General features: G+C 61.1%; 15 protein-coding genes. 1 reads left to right on the top strand and 14 read right to left on the bottom strand.

What is annotated here, in order from left to right; translation table 11 throughout:
- Positions 1-10 precede the first annotated feature (10 nt).
- The 12 genes from PSDT_RS01750 to PSDT_RS01700 form a co-directional block, all read right to left on the bottom strand.
- Positions 11-1,555 (bottom strand): sugar porter family MFS transporter, encoded by a 1,545-nt coding sequence (locus PSDT_RS01750; RefSeq protein ID WP_006289703.1) that lies wholly within the window; start codon positions 1,553-1,555, stop codon positions 11-13.
- Positions 1,556-2,060: 505 nt separating this feature from the next.
- Positions 2,061-2,237: a hypothetical protein gene (locus PSDT_RS08325; protein WP_006290650.1), complete on the bottom strand. Its 177-nt coding sequence runs from the start codon at positions 2,235-2,237 to the stop codon at positions 2,061-2,063.
- A 182-nt stretch (positions 2,238-2,419) separates the two neighbouring features.
- A complete protein-coding gene (locus tag PSDT_RS01745) occupies positions 2,420-2,707 on the bottom strand; it encodes a hypothetical protein (RefSeq protein ID WP_006289701.1) in 288 nt (95 codons plus the stop codon).
- A 40-nt stretch (positions 2,708-2,747) separates the two neighbouring features.
- Positions 2,748-3,509 (bottom strand): FHA domain-containing protein, encoded by a 762-nt coding sequence (locus tag PSDT_RS01740; RefSeq protein WP_006289700.1) that lies wholly within the window; start codon positions 3,507-3,509, stop codon positions 2,748-2,750.
- The gene (locus PSDT_RS01735) at positions 3,506-5,014 is read right to left on the bottom strand and encodes a hypothetical protein (RefSeq protein ID WP_006289699.1); all 1,509 of its coding nucleotides are present in this window, start codon (positions 5,012-5,014) and stop codon (positions 3,506-3,508) included. The genes PSDT_RS01740 and PSDT_RS01735 overlap by 4 nt, the downstream gene beginning before the upstream one ends.
- On the bottom strand, positions 5,011-5,727 hold the full coding sequence (locus PSDT_RS01730) for a translation initiation factor 2 (RefSeq protein ID WP_223293601.1): 717 nt from the start codon (positions 5,725-5,727) through the stop codon (positions 5,011-5,013). Before PSDT_RS01730 ends, PSDT_RS01735 begins: the two co-directional genes overlap by 4 nt.
- Before the next feature lie 221 nt (positions 5,728-5,948).
- Positions 5,949-9,407, bottom strand: a complete 3,459-nt coding sequence (locus PSDT_RS01725; RefSeq protein ID WP_223293600.1) for an Ig-like domain repeat protein — start codon at positions 9,405-9,407, stop codon at positions 5,949-5,951.
- A gap of 2 nt (positions 9,408-9,409) precedes the next feature.
- On the bottom strand, positions 9,410-9,967 hold the full coding sequence (locus PSDT_RS01720) for a hypothetical protein (RefSeq protein ID WP_006289693.1): 558 nt from the start codon (positions 9,965-9,967) through the stop codon (positions 9,410-9,412).
- Positions 9,968-9,976: 9 nt separating this feature from the next.
- Entirely contained in the window at positions 9,977-11,722 is a 1,746-nt protein-coding gene (locus PSDT_RS01715; RefSeq protein ID WP_006289692.1) for a serine/threonine protein kinase, read from the bottom strand.
- 164 nt (positions 11,723-11,886) lie between these two features.
- A complete protein-coding gene (locus tag PSDT_RS01710) occupies positions 11,887-13,197 on the bottom strand; it encodes a hypothetical protein (protein WP_006289690.1) in 1,311 nt (436 codons plus the stop codon).
- A 43-nt stretch (positions 13,198-13,240) separates the two neighbouring features.
- Positions 13,241-13,564, bottom strand: a complete 324-nt coding sequence (locus PSDT_RS01705) for a hypothetical protein (protein ID WP_006289689.1) — start codon at positions 13,562-13,564, stop codon at positions 13,241-13,243.
- A gap of 260 nt (positions 13,565-13,824) precedes the next feature.
- Positions 13,825-15,297 carry a glycoside-pentoside-hexuronide (GPH):cation symporter gene (locus tag PSDT_RS01700; protein WP_006289688.1) on the bottom strand — a complete coding sequence of 491 codons (1,473 nt, stop codon included), beginning with the start codon at positions 15,295-15,297 and terminating at the stop codon, positions 13,825-13,827.
- Positions 15,298-15,609: 312 nt separating this feature from the next.
- On the opposite strand from PSDT_RS01700, the gene PSDT_RS01695 reads away from it, so the two are divergent.
- On the top strand, positions 15,610-18,792 hold the full coding sequence (locus tag PSDT_RS01695) for a glycoside hydrolase family 2 TIM barrel-domain containing protein (RefSeq protein WP_006289687.1): 3,183 nt from the start codon (positions 15,610-15,612) through the stop codon (positions 18,790-18,792).
- A gap of 30 nt (positions 18,793-18,822) precedes the next feature.
- Here PSDT_RS01695 and PSDT_RS01690 read toward each other — a convergent pair whose 3' ends face one another.
- Positions 18,823-19,845 (bottom strand): substrate-binding domain-containing protein, encoded by a 1,023-nt coding sequence (locus PSDT_RS01690; protein ID WP_006289686.1) that lies wholly within the window; start codon positions 19,843-19,845, stop codon positions 18,823-18,825.
- Between the two features lie 53 nt (positions 19,846-19,898).
- Complete coding sequence (locus PSDT_RS01685; protein ID WP_006290652.1) at positions 19,899-20,780, bottom strand: HNH endonuclease family protein; 882 nt, start codon at positions 20,778-20,780, stop codon at positions 19,899-19,901.
- Positions 20,781-20,814: the final 34 nt, after the last annotated feature.

The raw sequence follows: 20,814 nt of genomic DNA, 5'->3' as shown, positions 1-20,814 counted from the left end.
GGTCCCTGGGTCAGATCGCTTCCGTCGCCCCTTCCCGGGAATCGTTCTTCTTCGCCTGCTTATGCGCCATTTCCGCTTCGATTTCCTCCAAGGACTTGCCCCGGGTCTCCGGGACGAAATGGATGACGAAGGGGATGGACAGGGCTGCGAAGACGTCGAAGATGGCGAAGGGCCCACCGACGTTGTTATGGAAGGCGGCGAGCAGGACCAGGAAGAACTGGGAGACGATGAAGTTGCCCAACCAGTTCGCCGCGGATCCGAACGAGCTGCCGATGCCGCGCACGCTCAAGGGGAAGATCTCCCCGATCAACACCCAGGCGATCGGCCCCCAGGAGAGGGCGAAGCCGAGGATGTAAAAGGCGATGAGGACCATGGTGGGAATGGCCATCTTCGATACATCCCCCAAGAAATTCATGAGGGCCAGGATGGCCAGGGAGACGGTCATGACCATGGACCCGAAAATCAGCAGACGTTTGCGGGGAAACCTGTCCATGATGAGCGTCGCCACGACGGTCGCCACGAAATTCACCACGCCGATGCCCACCGAAACCCAGATGGCGTCCCCTTCAGGGAAGTGGAAGCCTTTGATGAAGACCTGCGGGAGAAAGTAAATGACGGAGTTGATCCCCACCAGCTGCTGGAAAAGCATGATGCCGATGGCGGTCACCAAAGCCGGACGGGCGATGCGGAAAAGCTCCCGGACCCCGCCCCTGGTGTCCTGCGAAGCCACTTTCTTGATCTCGTCCAGCTCCATCTGGACCTGGGTCTGGTCGACGTCCTTGCGCAGCAGGGTCAGAACTTTGAAAGCGTCCTTCTCATCCCCCTTGCTGACCAGATAGCGCGGGGATTCAGGCAGAAGGATGCCGCCGATCAACAGGAGGACGGTCGGGATCAAGGCCGAACCCAACATCCAGCGCCAATCCCGGATGCCGCCGATGTTGTGGTGGAGGAATCCCAGGTTGGACGCGTAGGCCAGCAGGATGCCCAGAGTGATCATCAGCTGGAACATGGTCGAGAGGGACCCCCTCCTTTCCTTGGGGGCCAGCTCAGCCAGGTAGGCGGGGGTCAGGGCCGAAGCCGCCCCGACGGCCAGACCGAGAATGATCCGGGCGCAGACCATCATCAGGAATCCGGTGGAGCAAGCGCAGAGGCTGGACCCCAGAATGAAGAGGATGGCGGAGACGATGAGCAGTTTCTTCCGTCCGAACCGGTCGGACAAGGACCCGATGGACAGGGCCCCGATGCAGGAACCGATCAAAACGGATGAGGTGATGAAGCCGGTCTGCGAGACGGACAAGCGGAAGTTGGATTCGATGAGCGGGGAGGCCCCGGAGATGATTCCCGTATCGAAGCCGAAGAGCATCCCTCCCAAAGCCCCGAAAATGAAAATGAAGGCGCTGTTCAACGGCACCCCGGCCGAAACGTTGGGGTTATGCACCATTTCCTGTGTTTTTTCTCGAGCGGCCATGACCACTCCTCTCTGTTTGCAAGGAATCATCACCGATTCCCCTTCCCGCCGAGGTTTCGGACAATAAAAAAAGACCTGGGCGGGCATAAAGATATGCCAACTCAAGTCTTGCCTCAATAGAGTTACAACCTCGGAAATAAGCCCCTTCAGTATACCACTTCTTCCCATTCAGGAACAATCCGGGCGATCCCCCGAAAACACGGATGATAGGTTCTGGAACAGGGATGATTCCTTGGCTTTGGCTTTCTTGGTTCGGAAGATTGACGTATATGCCGAAGATTCCTTGAAAAAATAATCAAACCAGGATAGGCCGGATGAGGCCGGAAAATTAAGAGCCCCGACGCAAAACGCCGGGGCTGAGAGAGAAGAGAGAAGAAGGGTTCAGTTATCAGGCTAAAACCTGGTCAGCAGTGCTGACAAGAAATAATGTACAAGCAATCTTGGAGAATTACAAATCCTCGGCGTGTCGCAGCGTGTTTTTTAGAGAATTTCACGAATTTTCGACGATTTTCCACGGAAATTCGTTCATTCGCCCCGGGATTTCCCTCATGCCGCGCGCCACACGCCGCAAAGGAAGCGGCTGGGAAGCCGGTCACAACAGGCCCCGCAGCAAGGCGAAGAAGTCCATCTCCACCTTTTCCAAGTCCCTAGGATGCATCCTCCTGCCCCTTGCCAGGGAAGCGCGAAAATCCTCCACCGCCGAGGCGATCTTCCCCTCGGCCTGGCTCAATCCCGCCGCCCCCGATGCCCCGCGAGCGCAGTCGTCCACTGGCCCAACCCTTTCCAAGGGGTGGATTGCAGGGAATGACCCGTGAAGAGGTCTTTCTGAACGGGAAGATAGAGGAAGCCCAGCCTTTCCCCAGCCGGCCCTCCCCCTTCGTGCCGCCCCAGCTTGGCCGACGGGCCGTACTGCCTGCTCCAGACCACGTACCGCAAAGGAAGCTGATGCTCCTAGCAGGCTTCGGCCAGTTGGCAGAAGGTCTTGACCACGGTCATAAAGGGAAAGGGGAAGGAAGCGGCGATCCCGTCCACGGCCACCTCCTGCCTCCCGGTCAGGTCATAGAAGAAGGCGCAGGACGATCCTTTGTCCTCGAACCTGCTGGGAAGCAGGAATGGCAGAGTCTGCAAAGCCATCCACTGGGCGGCGGCCAGGTCCACCCCATCCTCCGGGTGGCAGTACACCGCCAGGAAAGGATGGGACCGGCAGCGCAAAAGGCCCCGCTTCATTCTCACTTTCATCGGGATCCCTCTTCCTTTTCGTTCATCGGTTTCTCTTTGCTCACAGGGGTTCTTCCTCCAGGGAGATCGTCAAAGACGAGTGGCCGAACTCCACCCTTTGCGACGGCTTCACCCTGACCCGACTTTCGGAAGGGACCTTCCATCTTTCCTCCGTCAACGTATCGACGATCCGGGTCCCGTTCGACGAATGAAGGTCCTGTACCCACAGCACGCCTTCCCGGGAGTAGCCCAAAAGGAAATGGGACCGGGAGATGAGACCGGTGCCGTCATCCACAGGCATGGGATGGACTCCTTCGGGCAGGTGCTCGGGCAGGGACCGGCCGATTTGATAGATCACGGCCCCTTCCCGGGGGTCGATCCTGATCAGGCGGCCATCGGAGAAGAGGATCTGATAGGCCGGGGCGGGACGCTGGGGTTCCGGGACGGGCAGGGGAATCCTGGCCGGGGCGGGGGCCTGCTGGTTGTTGATTAGCGGAACTACTGACTGATGACCCAGGGGCGCGGCCGATGGAGAGACCGGCTGGGCGACCGGCTTCACCACTGATTTCGCGACCGGTTCCGCCGAATCCAGCAGGGAGTCCCTTTCTACGCCTTTCAGGGGGTTCCCGACCGCTTGAGGAAAGGGCCGGCCGACCGCCATCATCCGGTCGGTGATATCCGCCCCCATCGGACGGGCCAGCTGCTCAGGCGACGAAATCGGCGGCAACCTGGGGATTTCCGCCCGGGTGGAGGAAAGCCCCGACACCTGGCCCCGCCGATTGCGGAAAAAGATCCGATCGAAAAGTCTTTTCAAGGAAATCATGGGCGTTCTCCTCCCTTGTGGTCCCTCTGACCAGAATCACCAGAACCAGCATCCGAAGACCGGCGGGAAACCGTCCGTTGAAAAGCGTCGATCTCCCCATCCAGGAGAAGCAGAGCCCAATCCATGGCATCCTGCGGATTGGGGATCCAGTGGAGAATCAGGCCCGCCACATCGGCGAAAGCGGACCCCATGATCCGGGCGTTGTCGTCAGACCGATACCGGGCCGTGGCAGGGACCAGGCGCTGGGCCACTTCGGTGAGGAAGGAAGGCAGGATCATGACCCCTTCCTCTTTGACCATTTGGTCGCACACGTCCAGGGCTTGCCGAAGGGCCTCTTCGCCGTTCTCCTGGTCGGCCAGGATGTTCCCGGCCATGCGAAAGCCGATGATACTGGCGAGCTGATCGAAGACGTAACTGCCATCATCCCAGTTATGGTCCATCTCGTAGACCAGCTCCTCCAGGTTCGAGGCCAGTTCCCCGTAGGCTTCCGCCGGCCCCGGGACGATCAGGTCGTCTTCCGGCGGCTGGATCCCGAAAAGGACGTCCAGGTGGGAACGGACCTTGTCCAAAGTGTCAAGATAGAAAAGGCTGGTTTCACGGTAAGGAAGGCGGCGAGCGCTCTCGTTCAGAGGGTAGGCCGGGGTTGAATCCGACTGTTCTTCATCCTGCTCAACCCGGGAATCGGAACCCTCCGCCCCCTCTTCGGCTATTTCAGGCCCATCCCCTTCTTGTCCCCTGTCTTGCTCCCCCTTTTGCGCGGCCTGGCGTATCCGACGCGGGATCATCTCATCATCCTCATCGTCCATCATCCCCAGGGAATCCAAGCCCGCCACGGGGATGGGGGGAAGATCGTCCGGGATCCCACCCGGAATCCCGCCCATGGCCTCATCCATAGCTTCATCCGCATCCTCATAGCTGGACCCACCCGCAGCGGCATCAGCGACGAACCTGATCCCCGCCTGGCTTTCCATGCCGGCCAAGGCGTCCTGGAAGCGGCCGTTGAGCAAATCGGCTGTAATCGTTTGGACCCTCATGGTCCTTCGCCCATAGGAAAGGAAGATGTGGGCGGCCAGACGGCAGACGTTGTCCGCGTAATCGGCCGAGTACTCCCCGTCGGCGGCCATGGGGACCAAGAGGCCGTCGGAACCGTCAAGAGAGCCTATCGGGACCACTCCGTCATCCCTGGTCGAGGACACGTAGATCAGCCGGTAAAGCAGGCCTACCCCGCCTCGGCCTTCGGCCACCTGGATGCAGTCTTCCAGAAAAGAGGACATGTGCGGGGTGGCGGTCTCGCTGGTATCGCTCAGGTCGGTCAGAATCAGGAGGCTGAAACTGGTCGGGCCGAAAAGCCTCCCCGAAAGGTCCACGCACTCGTCCTTGACCGTATTGAGGGAGAAACGGAGGGTTTGAGGGGAGAAGACGGCCTCATACTTCTCCAACAAAGCCCGAAGATCCGCGATGAAGCGGTCATCGTCCAGCAGGCCCGAATCGGCGGTGGCCATCATCCGGCCCGTCTTTCTTCCCCGCCGGGCTTTTTCTCGGCCTGATCGGCCTTAGCCGGCCTGGTTTCGTTGGATCGACCTTTTTCCGTCTGCCGCAAGGACAAGGTGGACGTCATCAGTTCGAAGAAGTGGAAAAGGACCTCTTGGAGTTCCGGCTGGAAACAGACGCCGGTGGCCACTACGGTCTGGTTCTTCACCGGGAAGAAGGTCCGGAAGATGGCGACCTGGTGGGCGGTGTTCTTGCCTTTGGCCGTCTGGGAGTATTCCAGGGATTCCACCTGGACCCCCGTCCCCAAAGAGGGGTTCTCCACCAGGGAGATCTGGCTGGATTCCCCTTCGAGGAACCCTTCCCGCTCTTTGATCACCGACTGGTAGATCCGGGTCCGGGCCTCCTCTTCGTCCTCCTCCAGACTGGCGGCGGGCAGGATGGCGATGTTGTACAGGGACAGCATGCCCACGGTCCCATCCGTGCGGATGCGGGGCATGATGGCGTAACGGACGCCGGAGGAATAGGCGTCGGAGAAGACCTTCTCCATGCCTTTGCGCAAAGAGATATACGAAGCCGGGGAAGCCCCTTCCGGCAGGAGCCGTTCGAGGGTCTTCGCCAGAGCGGCGATCTGGACCGAACGGCGAGCAGGGTCAAGCGCGACTTCCACCCAACTGTCGGGCGGAAGGAACATCAGTTCAAAATCCGGCGATGACAACGTCTGTGCCATACGATTTTGCTCCTCTTCGTTCAACGGCTCGCCCGCGCTCCCGTATGACCGGCCGTCCACCGGAGGTCATGCGGCAGTTTCCTGCGCTTTTCAGCGCTTTCGTGAGCTTTCTTATTAGAAGGATACTTGACTCGCTTGACTCAGGGGACGATGGCCCAGCTATCCGGCGGCCTAGCGGATTCCACATCCGGCCTAGGACCGCCGAGACGGCGGATAATCAACTAGCGGGTGTAAAGGAAGGGATTACGGCGGTAGGCCAGGACCTTCCTGCGGCGATAGAGGGCGACCAAGGCCACGATCAAGGCGATGACCAAGGCCGAGCAGGCCAGAATCAAGGCCAGGAGGACCCCTCCGTGATGGGACAGGTAGCCCCCGTAATTCCTGGTGACAGTCACGTTCTCGTACCTGGTGGAGGAGACGTTGCCGGCCTGGTCGGCCGACCTGACGACGATCGTATAGGCCTGGTCGCTGGCGGGCAGGGTGAAGGAGGCGTCCTCCCCCTTGGACAGGGCGTCAGCCGAGAAACGAGCGTAGGCCTTCCCGTTCACATCCACCTGAATCTCCTTGAGCCTGACGTTGTCGGATCCGGTCAGGTACACCTGCTTGGACGACCCTTGGTAGACGCTGTCCCCGCTGATGTTCGTCGCCACCGCGTAGGGGTCGACCGTATCGACCGCGAACTGCACCGTCGCGGCCGCCCGCCGATCTTCGTCCTTCTTGTCCATGGTGTTGGTCGAGACGTTGCCGGCCTGGTCGACCGACCTGACGACGACCCGGTAGTAGCCGTTGCCGGTGAAGTGGGACCGGTCGATCTGGTAGGTGGTCCTGCTCCAACCGGCGTCCGGCGAGGTGGTAGTGGTCAGATCGTGGGCGGACAAGGTCTGGACTGACGTGTCGTGGAGGATGCTGACACTCTGGGTGCCGGGCTTGAGACCGCTCACGTTGATCTCAGCCAGGCTGACCGTCGGGGCTTCACGCAGGTAGCGGCCCCGGATGATCTTGGTCCCGGACATGAGCATGTAGGTGGACCCGAAACGGTTGACGGAGAAGGTGACATCCTTCGTGGTCGTATTCCCCGCGAAGTCGGTCAGTCTGGCTTCCAAGGTGTAGACGTCGTCCGTCTGAGCCTGATGGCTGAAATCGGGCAAGGAGACGAGTTTATCCTCGTCCGTCTCCTTCTCTTTGACCCCTTCGATGGTCTTCACCAGGCCGCGGCGGGCCCCGGTCAGAGTGAAGGTGGCCTTGCTCATGTCGGCGTACTGGTCGGCATAGGAGATGCTGGGCGCCAGATCGCCGGCGTAGGCGGTCTTGTCTTTCACCTGGTCCAGCTTGATTTCAGGGCTGGTGGTGTCGATGACGAAGTCGGACTCGTCCCCTGCGCGGACCTGGTTGCCCGCCAAATCGAAGAGGGAGACCTCCAGACGGTAATCCCCGTCGTGGTCGAAGGGGATCTGGGCCTTCCATGACTGGTTATGGGGGTCGGTCGGCCCTTGCCCATCGACGGCCTCCCATTTCAGGGAGACGGTCCGGCTGCTGATCTTGCCGTCGTGGGAGATGATGGAGATCGTGGCCTGGGAGGCGTCCAAGTCGGGGTAACGGTCATGGAGGAAGATGGTCGCAGTCCTTGCCTTATTGAAGTATTTGCCGGTGCGGACGTCGTTGTTGTCGAAGGAGAGGGTCGCTTGGGGACGGGAGAGGATGACGACGAAGGAGTCCATCAGTTTGTCGCTGAGGCGGCCTCCCAGATCGGCGAACTGGGCCAGGTAGGACCAGCCCCCTTCCCGACCGGCCTCGAAGGTGGCCTGGTACTTCCCCGCCTGGCCCGGAACCGCTTGGAAGTCGGAGGCGGTCAGGTGAGATCCGCGGGAGTCGAACCGATAAGTGACGATGACCTGGTCGGGGGACACCTCTTGGAGGAGGTCGAAGGTCGAATCGGTCACGGTGACGGTGAAGACCCTGCGGTAGCCGTAATACTTGCCTTTGACGGCCTCTCCCCCGGTGGCGTTGATGACCAGGTCCGGGGCCACGGAATCGATGACGAGGCCCTTCTTGCCGAACAGGGCGTTGGCCTCCCCGGCACTCCGGCTACGGGCTTCCGCCTGTCCTGCGTGAGCGCCGCCCGCCTGTCCTGACTGGCCTGCGGCCACGGCGGCGGGGGCGAAGCGGGACAAAGGCCCGGTGCAGAAGGCGTTCCCCTCTTTGTCTTGAATGAGGAAGGAGGCCTGGGTCAGGTCGATTCTTTCGTTGTCCTTCGAAATCGTGAAGGAGGCCGTCTTCCTGTCTTTGTCGATTGTCAGGCTGATGGCCTTGTCCGCTCCGGCTGGCCGGTAATCGGCCGCCTTCTGGCAGTCGACGGCCTTGGATGAAGGGCAGGAGACCAGACGGATGGCCGAAGAGGACCAATCGATCCCGCTGCCTGAGTCGTCAGCCAGACCGGAGAAGGCGACGGTGACCGGGCCGGTCGCGACCAGCCAACCCCCGCGGTCGGTCGTCTTCCCCGTCACGGCGATCTTCTCCACGGACGGAGGAAGGGAATCGATGTCGATGCTCAGGCCGTCGGAGTCCTTCCAACCAGTCAGAGAAGCGGCGGAGCTGACCGGGGCCTCTTTGGACTGGTCGTTCGCCTGCTGGGGAAGGCCCTGGGCGGCGGTCAGCCGGTAGAGACCGTCATGCCCCAGCCAGGATGACGTTTCAGCCTCGCTCGCGGCCAGACAGTTCAAAGAGTCCGAGACCTGGGTCTGGGCGTCGACCGGGCAGATCCCCCGCTTGGTCGGAATCCCGGCCTTCCCCTGGTAGGAGGCGGTCAGAAGATTGATTTTCCTGGTCTCCCCCGCGTTTTTCAAGGACTCCTTGATGATGGTCAAACGGGCCCGGAAAGCCTTCCGTTCTGAGTCCGCGGCCGCCTGAGACTGGCCGGCCTCACCCGGCTCCAGCCTCAAGGAATCGACATGACGGAGAGGCAGGTGGGCGGCTGAGGAAGCGGCGGCCTGATGCAGATCCCCGTTGATCTTGACCTGCATGCCCTGGTCCAGGTAGATGGCCGAAGGAAGCCCGTCCTTGCCTCCGGGGGCGGCCCCCAGCTTCAGGTCGGACCCGGCATCGCCCTCCTGGGCCGCATGAAGGCTGATGGCGGCGGGGCTGAACTCCCCCGCCTGTTCGAAGACAAGCTGGTATTCCTTGCTTCCGGCCGGGGTCTTCCCTGCCTCTGGCCGGTCCTTCCTCTCCTTCAGCTCCGCTCCTGCGGGAAGGCTCGGAGCGGTGATTTTGCAGGATTCATCGGCCGAGATGGTGATGGCCAGAGGGTCGTCCTGCAGAAGGGCGGAGACCGGGAGGACCAGGGTGGAATCGGCCAGGGTCCGACCGGACAGCTTATAGTCGGTCAACAAAGAAGGATACTTCTTGGACAGGGAGCCGATGTCGAAGGAGACATGAAGGGACCGGAGACAGTCCTTCTTGACTCCCGCAGAGCCGGAGCCGGAGCTGGAACCGGACCCGGATCCGTTTGACGACGGGCTGGGGGCCGGGCCGCCGGGCGAGCTGGAATCGACGGGACTGGGGGCGGCCATGGCGTCCCCTTGGGCCAACAGGGCCCCGACCACGAAAAGGACGGACACGATCAGGGCGAAGACCCAGGCCACCCATCTGCCTCGGCCTGCGGCTTTCCTCTTATTCTCTGTCATCATCATTCCTTTGTCTTTTCTTTCTGCTCGCCTTCGATCATATCTTGCTGAAGGCCAAGGTCCTTCCTCGGGGAATCGTCGTCAGCCAACCGGGTGATATCCGCATAGGGGGAAGCGGGCTGGGGATCGCCGCCCGCATCCAACCGGGTGATATCCGGCGGCTCCGGCTCATGCTTCCCTTGGTTCGCCTCCGTCCCCGCCTCGATGGCGGAGGGCCCGGCCTCCCCTTCCCACCGAGTCGGCTCTTCGGCCTGCCCAGCCGGACCGGCCGAAAAGGCGAGGTCCGAAGGGTCCGTTCCCGTATAACCGGCCGGGACCCCTAAAGGCGTCTCGTCCTGCACGATGAGGGTCCGGTAATCCCCGGCGGACAGAGGGATGGGGTTGGCCCAGGTGCCGGCCCGGGATTCCCTGAGGGCGTCGATCTCCTCGTTCGCCGCCCGGCCGGACAGCACCTTCTGGATCTGCGGTATCCGGTAGACGAAGAAGAGGACGATGGCCAGGATCGACAGAAGGATCCCCAGCCCTAGGAAAACGACGGAAAGATTACTGAAGACAAGCATCCTGGCCTCCTACTGATCCTGACCCTGATGGCCGTTGACGTCGATGAAGGCGTCGGTCACGCCCTGCCGGGCCCTGCCCAAATTGGAGATGACCGCCTTCTGCCTTTCGACCAGGTCCTTATTGCTGGTGGAAACGGAACGGGCCAGGGTCTCCGCCTCGATGAGCAGGGTCTTCATCTCCCCCTTGCCGACGCCGTTGGCCCGGAAATCACGCCCGTAAGTGATGAGGGCGTGGGCCACCAAGTTGGCCGATTCCAGCTTGGTCACCTTGCCCACGTCTTTCCGGGAAGTGAAGACCAGCCGCTGCAGGAGTTGGAAATAAGGTTTATAGACATGCACGTCCTCCCCCTGATCGATCAGGGGGGTGATGGTGGAAGAGAAGCTGGCGATATCCGCATAGATGCTGGCGCTGTCCCTGTCCTCGAAGGGCTCGACGGCCGCCGCCTTCTGCATCCAATGCCCGGCCAGGATGATGCGCTCGCGCTGGGTGTCCGCTTTTTCCATGGCCTTGGCCCGCTGATCGGCTGGAAGGGAGGCGATGGCGGCAGGCTGGTAGTAGTACCAGTAGAGCTTCCCCAGGTCATAGGAGAGTTTGGCCCAGGCGACCGGGCTCTGCTGCAAGGCCGAGGAGTTCTCGGTGATGGCTCCCACCAGCAGCTTCTCTTCACGAGGGGTGAAGACGGTGTTGCTGCTGTAGGTGGCGATCAGGTTCTCGTAAGGCTGGGTGCTGGAAGGCTGGATCCTGGCCGCCTTCAGGTAGGACTTCTCTTCGGTCTTCTGGTCCGGGGCCACGGAGGCCACGGTCATCCAATGATCGAAGTCGTTGTTCCGCGCGACCCTGGCGGCGATCTGGAAGCCTCCGGAAACGACGAAACTCATGACGGCGGCGACGACGACCCCGACGAAGACCGCCCTCTTGGCCTTCAGCCCGCGGACGTAATGGGAATCCTGCTCTTTGAAATGACGCAGGGCGTAAGCGAAAAGGGCGCAGTCGGCGAACCTTTTGCGGGGGTCCCGTTGGGTTGCCGCATGGATGATGTTGTCCAGGCCGACGGAGATCTCCGGATGCCTCTCCCTGATGGACCGGATCCCCTCTTTGCGGGGGTTGACCCCGGTCAGGAGGACGTAAAGGGTGGCACCCAGGCCGTAGACGTCATTCTGGGGGTTGATGACGGGGTTGGGCCCCAGCTGCTCCGGGGCCGCGTATCCCGGGGTCCCCAGGCTGCGCTCGTCGCCGACCACCACCCGTTTGGTCCTGTCATCCACCTTGCAGGCGATGCCGAAATCGATGAGACGGACGAAACCGTCGCGGGTGATCATGACGTTCGAAGGCTTCATATCCCTGTAGACCACAGGGGGGTCCTGCCGATGCATGTAATCGAGGACGTCGCACAGCTGGATCCCCCAGTCCACCACTTCCTGTTCGGAAAAGGACTGCTTCTTGGACAGGAGGGAGGACAGGGAGCTGCCGTCCACGTAATCCCTGACGACGAAGAGGGAGCCCCGGTCTTCGAAGACGTCGACGATGCGGGGGATGGAGGGGTGGTCGAGCTCTTTGAGCATCTCCATCTCGGTCAGAAGGCTGTGCCGGATGACCTCCTGGGCCACGGCGTCGGTGGAATCCAAAATCTCCTTGACCGTCCACTGCATGCCCAGCTTGGTGTCGATGGCCAGGTAGACGGTGGACATCCCCCCTCGTCCGATGACTGAAACCAGGCGATATCTGCCATGTATGATGTCTCCGATTGCAGTCATGGGATTCTACCTATCCGTCATCCTTCTGTTTTTCCTTGAACGCTGTTCCCCCCACAGGGATTTTCAGTACCCCCGATTTTATCTCCCCCAAAGGATTATCGGAAAGGATTATCGGAATTCAGATGCAGGAAACGGTCAAAAGGCGAATGGCGGCAGCTTTGCCTTCAGCAGGAGGGCAGCTGCCTCTTCATCCTTTCGACGTAGCGATCCAGTTGCGAAGGATCATGACCGGAGACCCTGACGGAGTCCTGCGCCCCCTGCCCCCTGCCAGGGACCCGGCATCTGCGGACGCTGTCCGCGGCCTGGGACCACAAGCCCTCCGCCTGGTCGGGGGAAAGGGAAAGGTCGCCCGCCTCGGAGAAGATCCTGAACCCGCCGCCGAAGACGGAATCGGCGGGAGCCTGAGCCGGGACCAGGTCTTGGTCATCCGTTCCATGGGCCAAATGCTCCTGGTCCGCCCCTGAAGCGTGCTCGGACCCCAGGCCGAAAGCGGCGGAGATTCCCTCGCTGGCACCGTAAGCGGCCCGGTCCTTGGGAAGGCCGAAGGAAGCCGCCTGGACCTTCGCCCTGGCGGGGACGCCCTTTTCGCCAGGATCAGGAAGGACGGTCAGGAGGGAGAAAGCGGACTCACAGAGGAATTCGGAAGAGGGGGCTTCCGACCCCATCGCCTTCGTCAGGCTCCACAACCCCTGACTCCGGGCGCCTCCCCTTCCCTTTCCTGCGAACCAGCCGATTCCAGGAAAAAGCAGGGATCCGATGGACAAGGCCACGGACGAGGTCTTCAGGTCATCTTCGATGGTCCCCCAGGCCCAGGCATAGGGGAAGGATTCAAGTTCGCGGATCCCCGGCATGTCCGTGCCGGTCAGGACAGCGGCGTGCCTTTTGCCGGTCTGGTTGTATTCCTCAATCAAGGCGTCGATCGTGGTCTTTTGCTGGCCAATGGCCTCCTGGGCCTCGCGCGCCTTGGCCTGGTATGCGGCGAGATCGTCCTCGGCCGTCTCCACGGTCCTATGGGCCAGCAGTTTCTCAGCCTCGGTGGAGAGGGGATTCAGACGGGCCAGGCAGGCCTTGCCCTGGACTTGGGAAAGCGCCTCTTCGGCTTCGCCGGCATAGCGGCTGGCCCTTTGCATGTCCACCGAGGCGTCTTCGGCCATCCTCATCGCCTTGTCGACCCCGGTCTGGAAGCCATCCAGCTCCTGGGACCAGGCCGCCAGCTCCGACTTCGCCTGGGCGAAGGCGGCGGCCCACGAGGGGAAATCTTTGCCAAGGGAGGAATCCGCCTGGCTGAACAAGGCGTTCGCCCACTTGCCTTTCAGCCCCCCCTCGCCTTGCAGTCTGCGGGCTATGGAGGCCAAACGCTCGAAAGAGGCGGATAAAGCCCCGTATCGGGCGGCCATGCGAGCCACTTCCTGTGGGTCGCCCGGAACGGGATTGCCTGTCCTGCCTACCAGGTGCCATTCATGATTCTTATTCATGATTAATCATCCATCCTAAACCTGAACGTGAAGGAGGTCCCTCCTACGCTTCTTCTGCTTTCTGTGCGTTCTTCTCGCTATCCAGGAACTCCGCGGACGAAGCCAGGCCGGAGTCCAGCTTGTCCGATTCGTCCAGAACCGTCTGCAGATAGTCGACGAATCTCTTCGTCTTCTTTTCATACGTCCGCTTCATCTTGTCGGCCTTGAGGTTGAAGTCGGTCACGGCTGCGACCAAATCGGCCTGACCGATGTTCTCGCTGCTGGCGTCCATGCTGTCGTCGGACCGCAGGCTCAGGGCCGTCCGGATGCGCTCGAAACCATCCTTCACGTCCTGGACCTGTGACTGGTCGATTTTCACGTCAGGCATGAGCCGCCTCTCGTTTTTTCCGTACCTATCGTGCGGGGAAGGAAGAAAGAAGCCGCGATGAACCCTTTCTTGCGATCACCATGCTCTTCAACGAGGGAAAAGGGTGGAGAACCTTTCGGAATCATGAACCCTGTTTACCTCTGGCTACTTCGCAGACTATCCGAGCCTTCCGACAATTCAGACACGGCGGACACGGACACGAAACGGGGCGGGGCCCCTGGCCGGGACCCCACCCCTGCAGAAAATCCCGGATGGCCGGATCAGGCCTGGGCGGCCAAGGCGGCCGAGAGCTCTTCCACGATGGCCGCGTGCCTTTTCTCGTCAATCTTCACGGCGAAGACGAAGACCAGGAGGGACAGGACGATGCAGACCAGAGGGGCGCAGAAAGCGGAGATCTTGAAGACGGTGATATGGGCTGCCGTCATGTCGGCGGCCGTCGCGGACCCGACCATGCCGGCGGCTATAGCGACCATGCCCACGATGCCGTTGGAGACGGCCCTGGCGATTTTGTCCAGCATGGGCCGCGCCGAAAGGGTGACGGCCTCATTGCGGCGGCCTGTCTTCAACTGCCCGTATTCGATGGAATCGGTCAGGCAGAGGATGGCCGTCATCTGGATGGCTGTCTGGGGCAGATAGAAGAGGATGAGGGCGATGACGATCAGAGGCAGGCTCTTGGGGGCCAGGATGAAGATCAGGTAGGCGACGATCATCATGACCATGCCGGCGATGAAAAGGTACCGCCGGGGGATCCTCTTATTCGCGACAGGGAAAAGCGGGGCGACGATCAAACCCGTGACGACGGGGACCAGTCCGGCGACCCAGAAATACGACTGCATGTTGAGCACGAACTTGAAAAGATAGAAAAGGACCCCGGCCGTGACCACGTTCGCGACGGCGTACAGCAGATAGGACAAGGCGACCCACAGAAGCTGGTCATTGGAAGCGAGGGCTTTGAAGGCGGCCAGAGGGGAAGCGTGGCCGGCGTCCGAAGACCGCAGGTCGCTATCGCTTTCTTTGACGCAGAAAGCGACCACCCAGGCGGTGACCAAACCGACGACGGCCACAAGAAGTCCGAAAGAAGCCCAGCCTTCCTGACTTTCCCTGCGGGATCCGGTGAAGACGTAAGAAAAGAAGGCGACCACGGGGACCACGATGGCGGTTATGCCGTTGTAGCCTAAGGAACCCGTGAAAGTCCCCAGGGACGTATAGACGCCACGTTCGTGGGAGTCGGCCGACAAAGCGGGAATCATCCCCCAGTAGGAAATATCGCGCAGGGAATAAAAGACGTCCAGGACGATGAAAACGATGACGAAGAGAACCATGAAGAGCTGGCGGTTGACGTTGACCAGACCGGCCATACCGGAGTAGATCAGGCAGATGAGGATGGCGGATACCAGGCCGCCGATGAACTGCCAGGGGCGGAAACGGCCGAACCTGGTACGGGTGTTGTCGATCAGATTCCCCAGCAAGGGATCGATGAAGACCTCCGCTATGCGGATGGCCACGATCAGTCCGGTGATGACGCCGATATACCGGGCGGCTTCCGCGGCCGGCGCGTGGATGAAAAGAACGTTGGTCACAAAAACGATGAAATAAGTGGATAAGGCCTGGTAGAAGGCCGACTGTCCCAGATTACCGAAAGCGTAAGCCGTTCTCTGGGCGAGCACCTGGCCCGAAAGCTGTCTATCCGGATGCACCGCCGGCTTTCTGTTCACTTTCCATGAAGGTTGCATGAGAGGAGTCCTTTCTCCTGTGGGTTGTCATTTCCGCAGTATCGTCCATTCTTCGCATACCGCCGCAGCGTCAGCTCCGACCTGCGTAAGTAATACGTTACTACTTTTAAGTAAATTATTTATCTACAGGCGTGTCGGCGAGTGAATCTCTTATTTTCCAAAGCAAAATCCCGTCCTGAAAATTCTCCGCGATTCCTTAGTGGAAAAAATCAAGGATTGGTATTACTGTGGGAAGTAAATCATTACTAACACTTGCGGCTGCGCACCGAAGCGACAGACGACAACGTCAGTCCAGAAAGGACACCCCACATCATGCATATTCCAACCGCTGCGACAGCGAGCAGTTCCTGGCTGACCGACCCGGAAACCTATGCGGTCAACCGTCTTCCAGCGCATTCCGATCATTTTTACACCAGAGGGGACGATGCCCGGGTAAGGTCTTTCCCCAGCGATCGCGCAAACCTGTCGACAGGCTTGCCTTCCCTCCTGATTCAAAGCCTCGCCAGCCAGTGGGAGGTGTCCATCCACAGCGCCCAGGAGATAAACGCGGCCATGGATTCCGCACCAGCCGGCTCGCTCCCCGCTTTCGATTTCAGTGGCATGAAAACCATCCCCATCCCCTCCTGCCTGGAGATGAACGGCCTGCTGCGGCCCCAGTACGTCAATCAGCAGTATCCCTGGGACGGCCATCAGGATTGCCTGCCCCCGTCCATCCCCATGGAAAGGAACCACGTCGGCCTTTACCGGAAGACCTTCGCCCTCTCCCCCGGCTTGCTCAGGGCGATGAAAGAGGGACCTTCCGACGTGACCCTGACTTTCCACGGGGTGTCCACCGCTTTTTACGTCTGGCTGAATGGGATTTTCATCGGTTACGCTGAGGATTCCTACACCCCCAGCGAGTTCAGCATCGCCTCCGCCCTGCGGGAAGAGGAAAGCAACACCCTCATCGTCGCCTGTTATGAATTCAGCTCGGCCAGCTGGCTGGAGGACCAGGACTTCTGGAGGCTCCATGGAATTTTCCGAGACGTCCAGGTCGCCGTCCATCCTTCCAGCCATATCAGTGACCTCGTGATCAAGGCGGACTACGACCCCGCGGACGGCAAGGGGATGTTGACCGCCGCGGCCAGCGTCACGACCGTGGGAGGAGACCCATCGACGGCGACGGCCACAGCCCAGCTCTTCAACGGGGAAGGCGGATCCGTCTGGAAGGCCGGCGGCGATTCCTTCCGCTGGAGCGTTGACCTACCGGGGATCACCCCCTGGAGCGGGGAAAACCCTTACCTGTACACCCTGGTCATCACCTTGTCCGATCGAGACGGGAACCCGGTGGAGCAGACGGTCCAAAGACTCGGCTTCCGCCATTTTGAACTGGATGCGACCGACAAAATCATGAAACTCAATGGCAAACGGATCATCTTCAAAGGCGTCAACCGCCACGAGTTCGACGCCGTCCGCGGACGGGCCGTCACCGAGGAGGACATGCTCTGGGACGTCCGCTTCCTGAAAGCCCACAACATCAACGCCGTCCGAACCAGCCACTACCCCAATCAATCACGCTGGTACGAGCTGTGCGACCTGTACGGCATCTACCTGATAGACGAAGCCAACATCGAGACGCATGGGACCTGGTCCAGCCCCGGGGACGTCCTCACGGCCGAAACGAACGTGCCGGCCAGCAGACCTGAGTGGAAAGGAGCCTGCCTGGACCGGATCGCATCCATGATAGGCCGGGACCGCAATCACCCCAGCGTTCTCCTGTGGTCCCTGGGCAATGAGTCCTATGCGGGGGATGTCTTCCAGGCCATGAGCGATTACGCCCATCGGACGGATCCGGGCCGCCCCGTCCATTATGAAGGGGTCGTCTGGAACCGGTCCTATGCGGACATCTCCGACGTGGAAAGCCGCATGTACGCCAAACCCTGGGAAATCGAAGACTACCTGGAAAAGAGCCCGGCCAAGCCTTTCATCTCCTGCGAGTACGCGCATTCCATGGGAAATTCCACAGGTAACCTGGATGAATACACAGCCCTGGAGAAGTATGACCTCTATCAGGGGGGCTTCATCTGGGATTATCTGGACCAGGCCCTCTGGCAGACCCTGCCCGATGGCCGCCGCCGGCTGACATACGGAGGGGATTGGGACGACAGGCCCAGTGATTACGAATTCTCCTGCAATGGAATCGTCTTCGCCGACCGGACGGCATCCCCCAAAGCCCAGGAGGTCAAGCAGCTCTACAGCAATGTGAAGATCAACCTGGAATCGGTCGGCGAATCGGTTCGTCTCACGGTCATCAACGATAATCTTTTCACCGATTTATCCGACCACGGCAATTACATCCGCTACGATCTGCTGGCCGACGGCGAGGTCGTGGCTTCGTGGAAGGAAACGGTCCAGCTGGAAGCGAGGAAGAGGCTGAGCAAAACCTTGGATCCGGTACAAGCCGGACTGGTGGATTGGACTCAGATCTTTTCCCACAGCCTGGCTCAGGAGCTGGTCCTGGAAGCGACCTACTGCTTGGGCGAAGAGACCTTATGGGCCCACGCCGGCCATGAGATCTGCTTCGGGCAGACCCTCCTGGCCCGTCGGAAGATGCGTGTCGGGGCGGACGAGAAGGCTTCCGCGTCCGTCGCCATCGGCCGATGGAACATCGGCATCGCACAGGACGGAAAAGAAGCCTTGCTTTCACGGGTCCAGGGCGGAATCGTCTCCCTGAAGGACCACGGGCGGGAGTTCATCACCCGCACGCCCCGGATTCTCACCTGGCGTCCCATGACCGACAATGACCGCGGATGCTCCCACGGCTTCGAAAGATCCGTCTGGTTCGGAGCCGGCCGTTACGCCAAGGTGACTTCCGTGGAAACCTCCCGGACCGAAGACGGCATTCGCGCCGACTATGCCTATCGGCTGGCCGACCCCCGCCATACCAGGGTGACCGCGTCCTATCAGGTGGATTCCCGCCTGCGCGTCCATCTGACCTTGACTTTCGACGGGGATGAGGAGGATCATCCCGGCCAGGAGGAACCGACCATACCCGCCTTCGGCCTGGAGTGGACCCTTCCGTCCGCTTATCGTCATCTGCGTTTCTACGGCTTAGGGCCCGACGAGACCTACCGCGACCGCTGTCATGGCGGCAGACTCGGCATCTACCAGACGGACGCGGAAAAAGACTTCGCCCCTTACATCCTCCCTCAGGAGACAGGGAACCATGAAGGCGTGCGCTGGCTGGAAGCCAGGGACGGGAATGGACGCGGGCTGCGCGTCAGCTCCTCCGCCCTCCCCTTCTCGGCCAGCCTGCTGCCATACAGCAGCCTGGAAATCGAAAACGCCACCCATCGCGAAGACCTGCCGTCCGGATCGGGCCACGTTTTCCTTCGCACCCTGGCGGCCCAGATGGGGGTTGGCGGAGACGATTCCTGGATGTCTCCGGTCCATGACCAATACCAGCTCGATTCCCGGCGCAGGCTGGTCCTGGACCTGGTCATCGAGACCATCTGACCCCCGTCGCCCCGACGCCCGTATTCTCCCTCATCGTTTCGCCATCGGCGTGAAGCTTTCCCTCACCCGAAGCGTGGCGGTCTGGTAGACGTGCTGTTTCACCTCCCGGTGCCTCATGAGCCCATCGGCCAAAAGGGAGACGGCGGTCTCCACCAGCTCGGTCTGGTCGATCGAATAGGAGCTTAAAGCCGGGGAGGTGTACTGGGCGATGGGAAGGTCGTTGATGGAAACCAGGCTTACGTCCCGGGGCACCAGGATTCCAGCCGAGGCGAAAGCCTGCAGAACGCCCACGGCCAAAGTGTCGGCCGCCACAATGAAAGCGTCAGGCAGGGACCCCCGCAGGTCGGCGACGACTTTTTCCCCCAGAGCCCGGCCGTTGGAGGTGCTGAAAGGTCCGGAAGCGTAGATGAGCCCATCCCGATCGGTATCGATTCCCAAACGATTCGTCCAGTTGCGGAAGGCCAGGGACCTCGGGTCTTCCGGATACTCATGGAAGCCCATGATACGGCCGATGCCGCCGATGAAGCCGATTCTCTTCATGCCCGCGGCCTGGAACTGGTCCAGGGCGTCCAGGATGATCTGGTTGAAATCGGGCTGGGCGGAATCGAAAAGGGTGGGGGCGGGATTGGTGTCGAGGAAGACCCCGTATGGGATCCCTTCATGCAAGGCGTTGAGCTCGTCTCCGTTGAAATTGGCGGCCTCGATGGAGATGAAACCGTCCAGGTCGCTGCCGTCGGCGATGAGGTCATCCACCCGGGTGAAGACGGTGGACCGCATCCGGTACTTCTTCATGACCGTGGCGGCCGTCTCCTTCAAGGCGTCGAAATACGAATCCTCCAAAGTCTCGGCCGAGGATGAGGTGTCGAGGATGGCGATGTCGCGGGGCCAGGTCACCCGCTTATTCCTGGCCACATAGCCCAGCTCTTCGCTGACTTTGATGATCTTCTGCTGGGTGGAACGAGGGAGGGATAACCTGGGGTCCCCATTGAGGAGGCGGGAGACTGTCGTCGGCGAATATCCGGCTTTCCTGGCTATCTCTTTGATCGTGACCATTCTTCCACCTTATCGTAGACGCTACCTGAGCGGCTCAACCTCGCCCTCCGCGGTCAGGGAAGCTTCTGGGCCGGGCAGGACGAAAGGACCGACATCATGGAGTCCTTCTCGGCCTGGGTGACCGTCAGCCCGTATTTGGATTTGACCCCGATCTGCCTGGCTACATAGGAGCAGCGGTAGGCCTTGTTGCTGGGGAGCCAGGAGTCGGCCGCAGCGTCCCCCTTCTCCTGGTTGGCCTCCCCTTGCACGGCCAGGAGGTTGTAAGGGTCATTGGCGAACTTGTACCGTTTGGCCGTGGACCAGGCGCTGGCCCCTGAATTCCAGGCGTTGTGCAATGCCACCACATGGTCGATCTGCACTTCGGCGCTGGTCTGTACCCCGCGGCGGAAGTGGATGATCAGACCGGTATAGGGGTCTTTGAGGACCCCGGACTGGACCTTGCAGCTGTATCGGGACCGGAAGCGGACCTCGGTCAGGTCCCGGGCCAGGACGTCCTCCCGTTCGTCGCAGCCATTGCCGTCGTCATCGGTCTGACGGAAGCCGAACAGGTCCCGCTGATAGCCGGAGGCGTATTTCTCCTTGGGGACCACGGTCAGGCTTTGCAAGGTGTTGGCCGCCTGGCCGGTGGGGGTATTGGCCCCGGTGGATTCGGCCACGCGTGGGGACAGGCGGGGAATGACCAGGGCGATGACGATGCCGACCAAGACGGCCAAGGCGATCAGCAGGGCCAGCATCCCCCACGACCTGCGGGAACGCGCCTGGCCAAGCCGAGGGTCCGGCTGGGAGAAGGGCTGGGAGGAAGGCCGGGGGCCAGCCTGCCCATAGCCGTAATCAGCGGCCGAAGGGGCCGGGGCGTCCGTCACCCTCAAGCGCGAATCATCGGAATACCGGCGTTTCTTGCCGCTTCTTTCAGGATCAGTCCCAGGAAATGTCATACAGCCATTATGCCCCGCCCCGCCGAAGCCGCCC

The sequence above is a fragment of the Parascardovia denticolens DSM 10105 = JCM 12538 genome (assembly GCF_001042675.1).
GTDB classification, from domain to species: domain Bacteria; phylum Actinomycetota; class Actinomycetes; order Actinomycetales; family Bifidobacteriaceae; genus Scardovia; species Scardovia denticolens.
This window is presented reverse-complemented; position numbering and strand designations above follow the sequence as displayed.